We start from the raw sequence: 15,446 nt of genomic DNA, 5'->3' as shown, positions 1-15,446 counted from the left end.
GAGTCCGGTTCAGTACCGTCTTCACGCCAGCCAATTAGCTGCGTAATATAAAACTCTAACTTTTAGGGGTCACATCATTTTAGTCTTTGGATGCCTTTTCGCTCTTCCCATAAATTGCGAAGTTCAACTTATTCCAGGTGGTACGCCTTTATTGTCATAGGTTTTGTATGAAATGTACACGAAAAAGGGCATGCTAACAAAGAACAAGATGTAGAAAAAGTACATGTAAGGGAAGGGAGGAATTCATCGTGAGTTTAGCAAGTATCGGAGTTCCCGGTTTAATAATCATCCTAGTCATTGTCCTGATTCTTTTCGGACCAAGGAAGTTACCTGAAGTCGGTTCAGCTGTAGGTAAGACACTGGCTGAGTTTAAAAAATCCGCCCGAGATATTATTGATGATGAAGAGGTCAAACAGGAAGAACCAAAGAAAATAGATAGTGCATGAAGGTGAAAATATGGTATCTGAAAAAGAAACGGACCACACCATTGTCGCCGCGGTAATTGTACCTGACGATGATACGAAGAAGAAGGACATTGAGCCGACACTTGTGGATCATCTCACTGATCTGCGCAAGCAACTCATAAAAAGTGCGGTTACGTTCATAGCGTTTTTTATATTGGTTTTTTCTACAATCAACATCTGGTTTCCTGCCGTGACACGTGGTCATGAGCTCATAGTCCTTGGTCCACTAGAAGTTGTAACATTTTACATGTCTTTGTCGCTGGCACTGTCATTTGGTCTGTCACTCCCTTTTCTTTGTCATTACTTGTGGCAATTTGCAAAGCCAGGACTGCTTGAGAAGGAAAGTAGGTTCATCGGACTGTATTCGCCTGTTATGCTGCTGCTTTTTGTCGCCGGGTTAGCGTTCGGCTATTTTGTCGTAAATCCGTTAAGTTACAGCTTTTTAGTTTCTATCGGGTCGATGAATTTTACGGTCATGGTATCAGCACAAGAGTATGCGAAATTTTTGCTAATGACGACTATGCCAATTGGTCTGTTGTTTGAACTACCGATAGTCGCTATGTTTTTAGCTGCAATCGATGTTTTAACAGCGGACACGTTGAAGAAAGTGCGGAAATGGTCGTACATTTCGCTCGCAATTATCTCGGCGCTCATTACACCACCCGATTTTGTCAGCCAACTGATTGTGCTTATTCCGATGATTCTGCTGTATGAAGCAAGTATTCTTATTGTCCTTCAAATGGAAAAGAAGAAAAACGAAAAAGTCCCTTGCTAATGAGGGTGCTTTTTCGTTTTTTGTTTAATAATATCAACACTTTCATATTTGGTACGATATAAGTATAAAGCCACTGGAGGTACTAATATGAGAATGAATATACGTATGAAATTAATGATTTTTACAGCACTGTTATTAATCATACCGAGCCTTCTGATCGGAGTAATCGGATATGCAACGGCAAAAGAAAATCTAAATGAAATAGGCTCAACTAGTTTGCGGAATAATGTAAAAATGGCAGTGCAGTTAATCGATTCCATGAATGGGGAAGTTGAACGAGGCAATTTAACGTTAGAAGAGGCACAGGATATCGTCAAACAGCAGTTGATTGGCACGCTTGAAGCAGATGGCACAAGATCCATTGATTCACAGGTGGATATGGGTAAGTACGGATATTTCTTTGTACTTGACGACAATGGTGTTGCTTTGGCGCATCCCAAATTGGAAGGGCAGAATCTGAATGATTCACAATCGCCCGATGGTAGGTATACAACGAGGGAAATGCTTACAGTTGCAAATAAAGGTGGCGGTTTTGTAGAATTCGATTTTGCTATCCCAGGAGAGGATCGGATAGCTCCTAAAATCGTGTATGCAGAAAAAGATTCCCGATGGGGATGGAATGTCGTGGCAGGCTCCTATCTTATGGATTTCAACAGTGGTGCCAAAGAAGTGTTGAACGTTCTTGCTGTTGTTCTAATCAGTGCTGTTGTTATCGGATTGATTGCTATCGTTCTATTTGCTAGACATCTTTCACGTCCGATTGGTCTGATTACAAACCAAGTGGAGAAAATGGCGCAAGGGGATTTGACGATAGAAAGTTTGAATGTAAAGAACAAAGACGAAATTGGTACGCTTGCTACTTATTTTAATGAGATGACAGTCAACTTGAAAGTCATGATTGCAGAAGTTGCAGATTCTTCGATACAAGTTGCAGCTACTTCGGAAGAGTTGTCAGCTAGCAGTGAAGAGACAAGTAAGTCGGTGGAACAGGTATCGAGTTCTATTCTGGAATTAGCGGAAGGCGCGGATCACCAAGTGGAAACGACGGATAATGCCAACGATGTGGCTGTTGAAATGTCGAAAGAATTGATTCGCATCTCAACGTATATCGACCAGGTGAATGCAACATCGAATAACACATCCAGCATGGCACATGCGGGGACAACCGTTATTGAACAGACGATTGCTTCGATGCATACCATCCAAAGTGAAACGGCAACAACAACGGAAATGATTAATGCATTAGGCGATAAATCGAATGAAATCGGGAAAATTGTTTCTATGATTACGGATGTATCTGAACAGACCAATCTCTTGGCATTGAACGCAGCAATCGAGGCTGCCCGAGCAGGTGAACATGGCAAAGGATTCGCTGTCGTAGCAGATGAAGTCAAAAAGCTGGCTGAACAGTCGGGGAACGCTGCGAATCAGGTAAATCATCTAATTGTAGCCATCCAACAGGAAATCAAGGATTCAGTGGATGCTATCAACAAAGGACAGCATTCCGTCAATTCAGGTATCCAACTTGCAGACGAGGCAGGAAACACGTTCAAAGGAATTACAACGGCGGTCAATGAAGTGACACATCAGATTTCAGACATTTCCCAAGTCGTCCAGCGTGTCGTAGGAGGAGCAGAAGCGATGGTGAAAACCATTGATGAAACAGCGAGAATTGCTGGGAACTCTGCTGATCATACCCAAAATATCGCGGCAGCAGCTGAACAGCAGACTGCATCCATAGAAGAAATTGCAGCGGCATCTGAAACACTTGCAAAAATGGCAGAAGGACTTCAGCTATCGATTGGACGGTTCAAAGTATAATTTTGTACGTAAGCATTGTCAAGGCGAATCAAATGAAAAAGGAGAGACACGCATAATATGCGGTTCTCTCCTTTTTAGTCTATATTTAGCTGAACAAGCTACCTAATAGACCTTTATTCCGACCGGACGTAGTGGTAGATTGGGAATTCGTATGAGACTTGGATTTTTCTCCACGCATTGGTGTCGAGCCGAATGAATCGAACTGATCAGCTATTTTTTCACGTGCGTTCTTATTACGCATTAAATAAGCAGCTCCTAAACCAAGAGCAGTTAAAGCCATTCTTTTTCTCATTTTATTCTCCTCCTACTTTCTTAATATCCTTCTTTTCCCGATTGACAGTAAACTAAACAGTATGATTTTCCTTCAGTGACGTATCCTCATGAAAAACCGACACCCTAAATAGGATGCCGGTTTTTCCGTGAGAAAGTATTTTTATGCTGATCCGTCTTTTGAGGTGAATGGTTCTGCGAGAGATTCAAACTGTTTCATCAGCTTTCCTCGTGCATCTTTATTTCGCATCAAATAGGCCGCTCCGATGCCCAATGCCGCTATCGCCATCTTTTTCATAAAAATGTCACCTTCCTCACTAAGAATTTTGGATCATTGTTAAGGTGCCCTAAAAGTAGAGGATTATCCATAAAGGTTTAGATAGCACAATATGGTAATATAATAAGTGGCATATATCTTAAGAACGTCTTAGTTGTTAATCTGGAGGAACTTGATATGAAGAAAAAAGCAATTATATGCGCTGGGCTATTATTTATCATTGTTTTTATCATCTATTTTTCAATAGAAAAAAACACCACTGACACTTCGTTGCATTTATCAGATGAAGATTTATTGAAAAACACTAAAGCAATCATTTATTTATCAACAACAGCAGACCAGGATATTGATAATAAAGGATTGAGTTATGCCGTTTTTGTACAGGGTGATAATTCAATTCAAGCACTTGCTATGAAAGGGCTAGAACTTGGAGGTATTGCTGTAGGCAAAGATCAGATACTATTGGAAGATAAAAATAGCATCAATATTATAAGCGACAAGATTGAAAGATTTACTATGGACACTCCACAATATACAGGTGAAAGAACCGGGTATCTTCCAGAAAAAGAATTATTCTTTAGTATATATAACAGTGGTTTTGTGGAAGATGGTTACAGTTCAGATGTTCGATACGGCAATTTAAAAGGTTTCAAAGTAGACAGCATACCGTATTATATTGTTGCTTCTGGAACAACCGAAAGTGCTGTTCATATACTCACACAAGATTTTGAAACAGAAAGGTTTTATTTAAAGGAAGTAAAACTGGATGAAAATCTCATAATTAATGACTTAACAACTATCCAATCAGAGTCTGTTGAAAATATGCAAGTACTTGTGCCAGTTTTATCGGATGAAAACTATTATTATCTACTCTTATCTACGATTATCAGTGATGCGAATGAATCTGTATCGATTTATAGAATTAATAAAGAAACATTGGAGCAAGATACATTTGAATTTATTAATTACATCGAAACAGACCTAACAGCTACTATTCCTTATAATTATAAAAACTCCGCCACAATTTACAACAACAAATTATATTATGTTAACGGCTTAGGTGAGGTATATTCTTTTAATCTACACACAACAGCTGTCTCAAAAGAATTTAGCCTTACTAATGCTAGTAACTCTAGCATTCGTCACAATGAAGAAACGTACTTTAACGCAGGTAATTTATATGCATTACGATATAACGAAAATAAAAAAGAACGATACTATTTAGAAACGTATTCACGGGAGAAGGGAATTCTAACAAATTCTATTGATATCGAAGGTCTTGATAAAATCATAAAAAAAATCCGGAATAAAAAGGTCTATTCATATGACTTGAAAGTATTGAAGTAAGTACTATATTTGATACGTGAATAACTTACTACTTAATGCTTTTTCGAAAGGAGTACATAGATGAGACAAATAATCGCTCTTGGTGGCGGGGGATTTTCAATGGAACCCGACAACCCATTATTAGATTTATATATATTAAAGCAAGCAAAGAATACGAAACCGAAAATCTGCTTTATCCCTACCGCTAGTGGAGATTCAGATAATTATATAACGAGATTTTATGACTTTTTCAATGAACAAAATTGTGAACCATCTCATTTATCTTTATTTAAGCCTCCGACAAGGAATCTCGAGAGCTTTATTTTAGAAAAGGATATTATTTATGTTGGTGGTGGAAACACTAAAAACCTTTTAGTTTTGTGGAAAGAATGGGGCTTAGACGTTGTTTTAACAGATCTCCGAAAGAAGTCTCCCTATTCAAGCGTGTGAAGGGTGAAGCCCAACGATAAGAGGGAGATGAATTTCGGTGGCGCTAGCCAAAGCTTCACTCCATTGCTATAATAAGAATGAATGTTCTTATTATGTTCTAAGATGAGGTGATTTGAGTGGTGAGTAAAAAGAGTAGAGCAGCTAAAGAATATAGAAAAAACAAAGCATACAGATTCCGTATCTACCCGACCAAAGACCAAGAAGAATTTCTGATCAAGACATTTGGTTGTGTCCGCTTTGTCTATAATAAAATGCTTGCTGAACGCAATGACGCCTATGAACAGTTCAAGGACAATAAGGCATTGCTGAGGAAACAAAAATTTCCGACGCCCGCCAAGTACAAGGCAGCGTTTGAGTTTCTTACCGAAGTGGATAGCCTGGCACTCGCAAATGCTCAGATGAACTTGCAGACAGCGTTCTCCAACTTTTTTTCAGGCAAGACAAAATATCCGAAATTCAAAACTCGAAGGTCAAGACAATCCTACACAACAAATTTGCTCAATGGAAACATCAAGCTTTTGGATGGCTCTATCAAACTGCCAAAAATGAAACCTCTAAGAATGAAACAGCATCGTGAAATCCCTTCCCATCATGTCATCAAGTCATGCACAATTTCCCGTTCTGCCACGGGAAAATACCATATTTCCATACTTACAGAATACGAACATACGCCCATGAAAAAAGAAATCAAGCAAGTAGTCGGTTTGGACTTCACCATGAACGGTCTTTTTGTCGAGAGCGAAAAGGGTAAGAAAGCCAATTACCCACGATTCTATCGACGAGCAGAAGAGAAACTGGCAAAAGAACAAAGGATATTATCAAAGAAAGCAAAGGGTTCCTCCCGATGGGAAAAACAGCGCATCAAGGTTGCCAGACTCCACGAAAAAGTGGCAAATCAGCGAAAGGACTTTCTGCATAAACAATCCTGGCGACTAGCGAATCGATATGATTGTGTCGTCATCGAAGACCTCAATATGAAAGGGATGTCGCAAGCCCTGCGTTTCGGTAAAAGCGTTGCCGACAACGGATGGGGGATGTTCACAACATATCTTGGATACAAATTGGAGAATCAGGGCAAACGCCTCATCACAATCGAAAAGTGGTTTCCTTCATCCAAAACGTGTTCGGATTGCGGCCATGTAAAGGCCGCCCTATCCCTTGCGGAACGAACATACTCCTGTGAGTGCGGGTTCGTGTCTGACCGGGATTGGAATGCCGCCATCAACATCAAAAATGAAGGCATGCTGATTATAGGTTTGTCCTAAACAAATAAACTCTTGGAACAAGAGGGTTAGCTCGGTCAGTTTTCGTTGGCTAACAAAAGCAACGATAAGTCGAGAAGCCCCCACTACAAACGCGTAGCGTTAAGTGGTGGGTAGGTTCACAGGGAAGTAATTGTCCACATTATGATGGAGAAACCGAGAGAAGACCTGCCTATCACGCCCTAATTAAATTAGCAAAAATACAATCTGGAATTGCGACAGATGATGGTGTTGCTATTCATTATAAGGAACAGGAGATTAGTAGAATAGTCAGCTCAAGACGTGACGCGAAGGCGTATAGTGTTTCTTTCGAAAATGAGATTACTGAGACAGAACTTCAGACGGAGTTTTTAGGTTCTTATTGAAATAATGGGCACTGTAGTAGACCTGTTAGCAGAATGGTGGGGATATAAAGATGGAAAGATGGTCAGGTTCAGCTGGTATTTGTATCAATGAGAAAATGGAAATATTAATGGTTAAAAGTTTTGACTCACAGGGATGGGCTGTACCTTCTGGTGGTATTGAAGAAGGCGAAACACCAGAGGAATGTTGCGTTAGAGAAGTTAAAGAAGAAACTGGATATGATGTCAAAGTCATTGAGCAAATAAATGTTAAGAGGACAATCATTAAAGGAATTCAAGTAACAACATATTATTTTCGGGTAGAAAAGATTGGCGGAAGCAGCGGGATAAATGATCCTGATAAAATTATCGTCGAAGCAGATTGGAAGTCTTTGTCTGAACTAAAAACGATAGACCACGCCTATCCTGAAGATTTAGAACTTCTACTGGAGCAACTTGAACAGTAATACCGCAAATGTTGCTTTTAGCGGCATGGTGTAGGGGGATATAAGAATGTATACTTGGGAAATTCTTTCCGAAGTTTTTGTGTTTGTAAATAAAAGGCCCTGTAATTGAAGATTGACCATACTCATCAGTGGGGTCAATATCATACATTTTCTAGGGATATTTTTGAATTACATACAAAGTATTTGAAAGTTAGTGGGTAGTAAAGTGCTCTTAACTGTAGGGTGTGGGGTAATGATTGTTCAGAATAACAAACTCTTATTGCAGCATCGTACAGATCATGACAGCTGGTGCATTCCTGGTGAAATGATGGAATTAGCTTAGAATAGAAAAAGTTGCTTTTAAGGTCAATAGTGAAATCTTTTTTGAAGGTTCTAAGTATCGTTCAGGTTTAGGGGCGGTTGGAGTAGAAGTTACAGTTCATCATGAAGAGGATGAATGGGAATCTAAAGAAGTGAAAATGACTTGGATTAGTTTATTAATATTGTGCTAATAGACGCAAACTTGGAATAAGATTAGCGTCTGATATTTACTTATGGCCATTTATTAATAACTTTATTGCAATATAAATAAAAAAACATGTCTATATTAGGAGAGAAAATGTGATGATAAGACTTTTAAACTCACTAGATGCTGAGAACTATCTCAATCTAAGACTAGAGGCTTTACAAAATAACCCTGAAGCATTTGCTTCTAGCTATGAAGAAGAAAAAGATCAAGCCGTTGAAAAATATGAATCTAGGTTTAAATCAGAAGACTCATTTACTTATGGTGCATTTGAAAAGGGAGAACTTATTGGGGTTATTACTCTAGTAAAAGAAAAGCTGATTAAACTAAGCCACAGAGCAAATATTGTAGCCATGTATGTTTCTCCTGAAAAACGCGGGTTAGGGATTGGGAAAGCTTTAGTAAAAGAAGCGGTTAATAAGGCAAAAGAATTGAATGGTGTAGAGCAGGTTTACTTAACTGTCGTGACGACAAATATGACGGCAAAAAAACTATATTCATCAATGGGATTTGTGATTTTAGGTACAGAGAAACGCGCATTAAAGATAGATCATGCCTATTTTGATGAAGACCTAATGGTTTTGTTTCTTTAAAAGAGATTGCTGCATTAGTGTAGTGAAAGGGGTTTTGTAGAGTGATAGAAAGCTTTCATATACCTTATGGAGATCATCCATCTCAATTCGGTGTATTACGTATACCTTCAATATCTGGGCCGATGCCGGTTGTTATAACAATTCATGGTGGTTTCTAGCAATCGAAGTATGGACTTGAAGAAAACACCCCTATTGATGAAGATTTAACTTGGCGTGGGTATGCTACTTGGAATATTGAGTATCGTCGGGTCGGAGAAGAAGGTGGAGGTTGGACAGGAACATTTGCTGACATTATAGATGCTGTAAATCACCTTAACCAACTCAAGGAACGTTTTCAGCTCGATTTATCACGTGTAATTGTCCTAGGACATTCGGCGGGAGGGCAATTGGCTTTGTGGTTGGCTTCTCAAACTGAAAAAGGCCAAATGAGTGGGATAGAAAATACTCTGCAAATACCTATACGAGGTGTAATTAGTTTAGCAGGAGTTCTGGATTTGAGGAGAATGTGGAAAACTCATGAAGGTAAAGGGATGAGTAGTCCCGTTGCAACTTTTCTTGGTGGAACACCTCAAGAAGTATCTGAGCGTTACAGTCTAGCTTCGCCGATAGAATTACTGCCTTTGAATATCGAGCAAATTTTGATTCATGGTGAATTAGATCGGCATGTTCCGGTTGAATTGAGTGTAGCGTATTACCAGAGAGCTATTGAACTAGGCGATAAAGTGCGTTTGGTTTTACTGCCTGAAGTGGAACATTTTATGGTTATCGACCCGTCATCATCTGCTTGGGAGTCAGTGGTTAATTTACTGGAATCTTTAAAATAAGGGTTACGTTATTGGGGTAACGCATGCGATTCAAAATATTAATGTGTTCACAAGAACAGGGCCAATTAGTACGTTAGGAACTATAATAAAAAAGGGGGAAACGAATGCTACGTTCATGTGAAAAAGTGGTGGAATGGATGGAATCCTACAATCGACCGTGGGGGATTGCTGGTGGTTGGGCTATTGATTTATTTGTTGGACATGTGACACGCGAGCATTCGGATATCGAAATCGCTATCTTTCGGGAAGATCAACAAAGGTTGAAAAGTGTGTTGGATGACTGGTCTTTCAAAAAAGTTGTTATGCGCCAGCTGGTTGAATGGGAGTCAGAAACGCTAGAATTGCCTATTCACGAATTGCATGGTGTTCATAAAACGACTGGGCACGGTTTGGAAGTACTGTTGAATGAGTGTGTAAATAGTCAGTGGGTTTTTAGGAGAGATACGAAAATCAACTTTCCGGGATCTTCATTGTTCTTAGTGTCAGAAGGTCAAATTCCTTTTTTACATCCCGTAATCGTCCTTCTTTACAAATCGAAAAATACAAGGGAGAAAGATCATGCGGATTTTCTGACTGTCAAGGACTTGCTCGACAGAGAGGACAAAGCATGGCTGCGCAATACACTTACACTTCATGCACCCGGTCATTCATGGATTACTCAGTTGGAATGAACAAAATCTAGTCGATGATGTTAAAATGTTTTCCTAATAAGTTAGTCAATGCCGATTACATACTGTAATCGGTTCTTTTTTGTTTTTAGAACACACTAATTGACTGACGAGCCCAATCATTAAACTCATCATTTTCTAATCTCTTTCACAGGAAACTCAAATTTACCGAGTTTAGTATTGTATTTATCGAATAGATAAGCCGTGAAAAAGTGAAGGAGTGGTTTGCATGGCAATCGAGATATTTTGTCGGAAAGAGCAAAAGTATTTGATTACCCGAAAACAGTATGAAGAACTCGTCGAGCAGATTGGACCGCGTATGCGGAATGATAAGAACGGGACGGATGGTAGATATACCGTCACAAGTCTTTACTTCGATAATGCGGAACGGTCGATCTACTTTGAGACGAAGAACAAGTTGAAGTATCGCCAGAAGCTGAGGTTGCGTGTCTATGACGAGGCAACTCCGCAGAGCACCGCTTTTTTTGAAGTGAAACAAAAGCATAACAAAGTGGTGAATAAAAGGCGTCTGCTCATGCCGCTTCAAGAGGCATACCGCTATTTGTCTGACGAAGCGGATCCCGATTTGACCCATTATGAAACGACGAATTTCCAAGTATTGAAGGAAATCGACTATTTCCGGAAGTACTATCAGTTGGAACCGGAGATGATTGTCAGTTATAACCGACATGCGATGCATGGTGTGACCAATCCAGATTTACGATTGACATTCGATTTTGACTTGCGTTGCAGAAAAGAGGATTTGTCTCTTGAACATGGTCCGTATGGTGAAAACTTTATCGACGAAGATTTAGTCGTTTTGGAAGTGAAGGTTGAAAATAGTGTACCACTATGGCTTGCGCGCATTTTGCAGAGTTTGGAATGTGAACAGCGGAGTGCTTCGAAGTTTTGCACGAGTACGGAATTATTAAAAGGTGTGTTGACACCACCAGTCGTTAGAGAAACAACAACAATAGGAGGAATGGAAGATGCAACAGATCAGCAACTTGTTTTCATTTAACGGATTAGAAGGACAACCAACAATTTTGATGAGCATTGCGGCGATGGCTTTAGCTGCGATATTGAGTTTAATTATTACGAAGGTGTACATATCAACGTTTACAGGCGAACGGTATTCGCAAGCATTCGTTCACACGATTATTATGATGAGTGTCGTCGTATCTGTTGTCATGACAGTAGTGAGTGGCAATGCAGGAGTAGCGTTTGGTCTATTCGCAGTATTTTCCTTAATTCGCTTTAGAAGTGCGGTAACAAATGCGAAAGATATCGCGTATATATTCTTCGGACTCTGTGTCGGCATGACAGCAGGACTTTTCCAATTTGAACTCGCAATTGTACTGACAGTATTCGCGAGTCTGGTGTTCTATCTGTTATTCAAATTTGATTACGGCAAAGGGAAGGACACACAGATTCTGAAAGTGACTGTACCGGAGAATTTGAATCACGAAGAGTTATTCGACGATATTCTTGGAGAAATGACGGATTATTACCAGTTACGCCAAGTTGAAACAACGAATCTAGGGACGATGATTTTATATACATTCGCCATTCGCAGCAAGGTTGATACGAAAGACCAGACATTGCTCGATGCGATCCGTGAACGGAATGCTAATTTAAAAGTATCATTGTCCTATCTTTAATAGTAGTAGCCACATAGAGCCGCTTCCCCATACTATATAGTAAAAGGGGAGCGGTTTTATTATGCGGTGGATTGATATTTCCACTTTGAAACATGAATTAAAATTATATGATGGTAAGAAATTGATTAAACAGTATCCTATAGCAGTCGGAAAGATGGTTACAAGAACACCAGTAGGATCATTTAAAATCATTAATAAACAATTGAATCCAGGTGGACCATTCGGAGCATTCTGGATGGGGTTGTCCAAGCCGCATTATGGAATTCACGGCACAAATAATCCTTCATCCATTGGGAAAAGTGTCTCCCATGGCTGTATCCGTATGCACAATGAAGATGTGCTGGAATTGGCTTCTATGGTGCGTGTAGGAACGATAGTGAAGATCCGTAAATGAGTGGTTCTTTGAGATAGGCCGTCTGCTTAGTTGCGGTCGGCTTTATTTAGCATCCGTGGAATCAAGTGCAATCCATTTACTAGACCACTTCTCAATTTCTTTCATGATCGGAGTCAACGACATTCCTTTGTCTGTCAATGAATACTCAATTCGCACGGGTGTCTCGGGATATACATCTCGAACGACAAATCCTCGTTGCTCTAATTCCTTTAACCGCTCCGTCAATGTTTTTCCACTAACACCTAATTTCTCTGTCATCGTGCAAAAGCGCTGAGGTCCAGATGTAAGTTGATATATAATCAAGGCTGTCCATCGTTGACTCAATATAGATACGGCTTTTTCAAAACGTGGGCATAGTTCAAAGTTATTCATTTTTGTAAAGTCCTTTCGCTTAAAATCATTTGTTATTGACAATTCTTATTGTAGCATATAAAGTTAGTTACATAAAGTAAGTTACTTACTAGGAGGAACAACCAATGAATTATCATCAACCACCACACATATATACAGGAGAAGTTCATTTGAAGGTAACAGATCTCGACAAAATGACAAACTTCTACACAGAAATTATCGGATTTAGCGTCTTGGAAAAGAAAGACAAACATGTAGTATTAACAGCGGATGGTCAGACACCCTTGCTCGTATTGGAGCAGCCGGAGAGCATAGTTCCAAAAGAGCCGAGAAGGACAGGGCTCTATCATTTAGCTCTATTATTACCGACTCGAGCTGATCTTGGAAAAGCGATTAAACATTTTTCAAGGAACCAAATACCTTTGGGAGCGGCTGATCATCAAGTGAGTGAAGCGCTCTATTTATCGGATCCTGACGGAAATGGTATCGAAATCTATTGCGATCGTGAGCCGAAAACTTGGCATTGGAACGATGATCTTGTAGCTATGAGTACGGATCCACTTGACACAAGAGCTGTCGTTGAAGAAAGTGGAGAAGATGACTGGACTGGACTTCCTTCAGGAACAGTCATGGGTCATATTCACTTACATGTAGCCAATTTGCCGAATACAAAAGAATTTTATGAAGCACTCGGTTTTAAAGTCGTAAGCCGTTATCCTCAAGCATTGTTCATGGCGAATGGAAACTACCATCATCACATCGGACTTAATACGTGGAATGGGGCAGACGCATCTCGACCTACTGAAGGAAGTGCTGGAATGGAGGCATTTACGCTCATCTATCCAGATGAAAGTACATTGCAAGAAGCAATCGGAAACGTCCAAAAGCTTGGCGAAACTGTAAAACGACTAGAAACAACTTTTGTTGTAGTAGATCCATCGGGAAATCGTGTTATCCTACGATTGGAAATGTGAAAAAATTTCTCTGGGGCGGCTTGCAATGGTTTGAAAGTGAAAAAGGAATACAAGCATTGTTATGATACAAAAAAGATAAAAGAAAAAAGAGATGATAATACGTAACGATTCCTGTTGTTGAGGGAATCGTTTTTTTATTTGGTAGACTGGAAGTTGAAAGTACTTAATAGCAAATGTGAGAGATTAACTTTTTTTGTGCGTTGTATAAGGTGTAAAAGCTTTTACAAAAAATAAGGGGATTCGTAAATGAAATCAAATCATAAGAACTTTATCCGGAGATTGCAGAAACAAAAAGAGGATGCATTGGAATTTATTGTGGACACCTATTTACCATTAATAAAAGGAATTACGTACAAGGTGCTCTCCCCCCTTGGAAACGAAGGGATAGTGGATGAATGCATTAACGACATATTCCTTTCCGTTTGGGAAAATGCAGATAAATTTCGTGGTGATACAACGGATTTCAGAAAATGGATTTGCGCAGTGGCCAAATTTAAATCGATTGATTATTACAGAAAAGCAATGAAACAGGTTGAAATTACATCGGAGCATATGGAATGGAATGCCGCAATATCCGTTGAAGAGGAATTGATTAGAATTGAAGATAAAACCGAACTGATCATGCTTGTCAATCAACTGGAGCCCGTAGACAGAGATATATTTCTGATGAAGTTCTTTTTAGGGTACAAGACGGCAGATATCTCCAAAAAAACGGGACTTAGCATAACGGCTATTGACAATCGGGTATTTCGTGGGAAAAAGAAACTATCAAAGGAAGCGATGGATCTTAATCCAGGAGGTTTTGTATTATGAACAACAAAAAAGATATTTATCAGCTATTGAATGAAATGGATTTTGATGAAAGTGAAATGGAAGAAATGGCGGCTAGCGAACTTGATAAAGCAAAAGTGAAAAAGACGCTAATGTCATCTATCCGTCGAAATAAAAAGAAGCAAAGTTGGAAAATGAAAGCTGTCGCCGCTGTTGCTGTATGTGGTTTAGCAATCTCCACATTGAGCCTTGCGTTTCCTGCATATGCTGGAAATATCCCTATTATCGGTGATGTTTTCAGGTTTTTGGACAATGGGAGAACAGGAATCTACGATAATTATCAGGAATTTTCCAGTGCCATTAATATGACGAAGGAAAGTAATGGCGTAAAAATCACAATCAATGATGCGATCTACGATGGGAAAACCGTTTTACTGACATATTCAATAGAAAGTGAAAAAGATTTAGGAGACCAACCTTATATAGGTAGCTGGGTGGATATAAAGGGAACAGATGGAGGGACGGGAAGCGATCAGATTTCAAGAGTGGGGCAAAATCAGTACGTTGGCATGATAACGGGGAGTAGATTAGATGAGAAGAATCCAGAAAGTGTAAATGTACAATGGAAAGTCGATAGCATCACTGTTGAAGATACGCAAGAAGAAATTAACGGGAAATGGAATTTCTCTCTCTCTTTGAAGGCATCCGATAATCATGTTCAGCTCATTGATAAAAACGTAGAACAGGACGGTGTGAAAGTAACTGTCGATAAAATCGCAGAGACACCGATGTCTTTCATTGTTTACTATAATCAATTGATTTCTAAAGAAGTAAGCGAAAAGTGGCATGATGTCGACGTTGAAATTGCCATTATGGATGATTTGGGGAATGAGTACGCTGGCGTTGGTAATGGTGGCTATGGTAAGGACAATCAGATGAACTGGAGCATGACATTTCAAAAGTTAGATCCAGATGCCACGAAGCTTTTCATTACCCCTACGGCCACATTGATTGAATATACATCTGAGAATCATGGCGGTGTCGAAATTATCGGGAACGGTGCGAACCAAACCGTGAAACAGATTACCATTCCAACAAAGGAAGGAAAGGGCAGAGAAGAGTTCACGTTGGAAGATATTATTATTGAATTGGAGAAGTAAAAGGTTGATGATAGTAGCTTAACTTAGCGAAAAATAGTGGAATATGAAAAACGGAGGCACAATTCGAATATGAGTTGTGCCTCTATCCGTGT

Annotated in this window: 18 protein-coding genes and 2 pseudogenes; 17 read left to right on the top strand and 3 right to left on the bottom strand. The window is 39.5% G+C overall.

Going from position 1 to position 15,446, the window contains the following annotated elements:
- Positions 1 to 245 precede the first annotated feature (245 nt).
- From tatA to H9649_RS12975, 3 genes are all read left to right on the top strand, one after another.
- Complete coding sequence (tatA, locus tag H9649_RS12985) at positions 246 to 446, top strand: twin-arginine translocase TatA/TatE family subunit (RefSeq protein ID WP_191695333.1); 201 nt, start codon at positions 246 to 248, stop codon at positions 444 to 446.
- A gap of 10 nt (positions 447 to 456) precedes the next feature.
- Complete coding sequence (gene tatC / locus H9649_RS12980) at positions 457 to 1,239, top strand: twin-arginine translocase subunit TatC (RefSeq protein ID WP_191695320.1); 783 nt, start codon at positions 457 to 459, stop codon at positions 1,237 to 1,239.
- Between the two features lie 87 nt (positions 1,240 to 1,326).
- Positions 1,327 to 3,060, top strand: coding sequence for a methyl-accepting chemotaxis protein (locus H9649_RS12975; protein WP_191695319.1), 1,734 nt, complete (start codon positions 1,327 to 1,329; stop codon positions 3,058 to 3,060).
- Positions 3,061 to 3,145: 85 nt separating this feature from the next.
- Here H9649_RS12975 and H9649_RS12970 read toward each other — a convergent pair whose 3' ends face one another.
- Both H9649_RS12970 and H9649_RS17985 read right to left on the bottom strand, forming a co-directional pair.
- Positions 3,146 to 3,352: a hypothetical protein gene (locus H9649_RS12970; protein ID WP_191695334.1), complete on the bottom strand. Its 207-nt coding sequence runs from the start codon at positions 3,350 to 3,352 to the stop codon at positions 3,146 to 3,148.
- A 141-nt stretch (positions 3,353 to 3,493) separates the two neighbouring features.
- Positions 3,494 to 3,628: a hypothetical protein gene (locus H9649_RS17985; RefSeq protein WP_263614298.1), complete on the bottom strand. Its 135-nt coding sequence runs from the start codon at positions 3,626 to 3,628 to the stop codon at positions 3,494 to 3,496.
- 156 nt (positions 3,629 to 3,784) lie between these two features.
- Here H9649_RS17985 and H9649_RS12965 point away from each other — a divergent pair, with 156 nt between their 5' ends.
- The 11 genes and pseudogenes from H9649_RS12965 (at position 3,785) to H9649_RS12915 (ending at position 12,098) form a co-directional block, all read left to right on the top strand.
- Positions 3,785 to 4,954, top strand: a complete 1,170-nt coding sequence (locus H9649_RS12965) for a hypothetical protein (protein ID WP_191695318.1) — start codon at positions 3,785 to 3,787, stop codon at positions 4,952 to 4,954.
- A 60-nt stretch (positions 4,955 to 5,014) separates the two neighbouring features.
- Positions 5,015 to 5,344, top strand: a pseudogene (locus tag H9649_RS12960) (Type 1 glutamine amidotransferase-like domain-containing protein); the annotation flags it as partial.
- Between the two features lie 158 nt (positions 5,345 to 5,502).
- A complete protein-coding gene (locus H9649_RS12955) occupies positions 5,503 to 6,648 on the top strand; it encodes an RNA-guided endonuclease TnpB family protein (RefSeq protein ID WP_191695332.1) in 1,146 nt (381 codons plus the stop codon).
- 131 nt (positions 6,649 to 6,779) lie between these two features.
- Positions 6,780 to 7,010: pseudogene (locus H9649_RS12950) on the top strand (Type 1 glutamine amidotransferase-like domain-containing protein); the annotation flags it as partial.
- A gap of 50 nt (positions 7,011 to 7,060) precedes the next feature.
- A complete protein-coding gene (locus H9649_RS12945) occupies positions 7,061 to 7,453 on the top strand; it encodes an NUDIX hydrolase (protein WP_191695317.1) in 393 nt (130 codons plus the stop codon).
- Between the two features lie 600 nt (positions 7,454 to 8,053).
- On the top strand, positions 8,054 to 8,551 hold the full coding sequence (locus H9649_RS12940) for a GNAT family N-acetyltransferase (RefSeq protein ID WP_191695316.1): 498 nt from the start codon (positions 8,054 to 8,056) through the stop codon (positions 8,549 to 8,551).
- A gap of 191 nt (positions 8,552 to 8,742) precedes the next feature.
- Positions 8,743 to 9,375 carry an alpha/beta hydrolase family protein gene (locus H9649_RS12935; protein ID WP_318241689.1) on the top strand — a complete coding sequence of 211 codons (633 nt, stop codon included), beginning with the start codon at positions 8,743 to 8,745 and terminating at the stop codon, positions 9,373 to 9,375.
- Between the two features lie 104 nt (positions 9,376 to 9,479).
- A complete protein-coding gene (locus H9649_RS12930) occupies positions 9,480 to 10,046 on the top strand; it encodes a nucleotidyltransferase domain-containing protein (protein WP_225229867.1) in 567 nt (188 codons plus the stop codon).
- Between the two features lie 226 nt (positions 10,047 to 10,272).
- Entirely contained in the window at positions 10,273 to 11,064 is a 792-nt protein-coding gene (locus H9649_RS12925; protein WP_191695315.1) for a polyphosphate polymerase domain-containing protein, read from the top strand.
- Positions 11,033 to 11,704 carry a DUF4956 domain-containing protein gene (locus H9649_RS12920; protein WP_191695314.1) on the top strand — a complete coding sequence of 224 codons (672 nt, stop codon included), beginning with the start codon at positions 11,033 to 11,035 and terminating at the stop codon, positions 11,702 to 11,704. Before H9649_RS12925 ends, H9649_RS12920 begins: the two co-directional genes overlap by 32 nt.
- Positions 11,705 to 11,762: 58 nt before the next feature.
- Positions 11,763 to 12,098, top strand: a complete 336-nt coding sequence (locus tag H9649_RS12915; protein WP_191695330.1) for a L,D-transpeptidase — start codon at positions 11,763 to 11,765, stop codon at positions 12,096 to 12,098.
- Positions 12,099 to 12,140: 42 nt separating this feature from the next.
- On the opposite strand, the gene H9649_RS12910 is transcribed toward H9649_RS12915, so the two are convergent.
- Positions 12,141 to 12,470, bottom strand: coding sequence for a winged helix-turn-helix transcriptional regulator (locus H9649_RS12910; RefSeq protein WP_191695313.1), 330 nt, complete (start codon positions 12,468 to 12,470; stop codon positions 12,141 to 12,143).
- Positions 12,471 to 12,574: 104 nt separating this feature from the next.
- On the opposite strand from H9649_RS12910, the gene H9649_RS12905 reads away from it, so the two are divergent.
- The 3 genes from H9649_RS12905 (at position 12,575) to H9649_RS12895 (ending at position 15,354) form a co-directional block, all read left to right on the top strand.
- Positions 12,575 to 13,423: a VOC family protein gene (locus tag H9649_RS12905; RefSeq protein WP_191695312.1), complete on the top strand. Its 849-nt coding sequence runs from the start codon at positions 12,575 to 12,577 to the stop codon at positions 13,421 to 13,423.
- A gap of 246 nt (positions 13,424 to 13,669) precedes the next feature.
- Positions 13,670 to 14,236: a sigma-70 family RNA polymerase sigma factor gene (locus tag H9649_RS12900; RefSeq protein ID WP_191695311.1), complete on the top strand. Its 567-nt coding sequence runs from the start codon at positions 13,670 to 13,672 to the stop codon at positions 14,234 to 14,236.
- Positions 14,233 to 15,354, top strand: a complete 1,122-nt coding sequence (locus H9649_RS12895; RefSeq protein WP_191695310.1) for a DUF4179 domain-containing protein — start codon at positions 14,233 to 14,235, stop codon at positions 15,352 to 15,354. Before H9649_RS12900 ends, H9649_RS12895 begins: the two co-directional genes overlap by 4 nt.
- Positions 15,355 to 15,446 lie beyond the last annotated feature (92 nt).

This window comes from Sporosarcina quadrami (assembly GCF_014836615.1).
Lineage (GTDB): Bacteria > Bacillota > Bacilli > Bacillales_A > Planococcaceae > Sporosarcina > Sporosarcina quadrami.
Note: the sequence above shows the minus strand (reverse complement) of the source record. Positions and strands in the feature narration are given on the sequence as shown.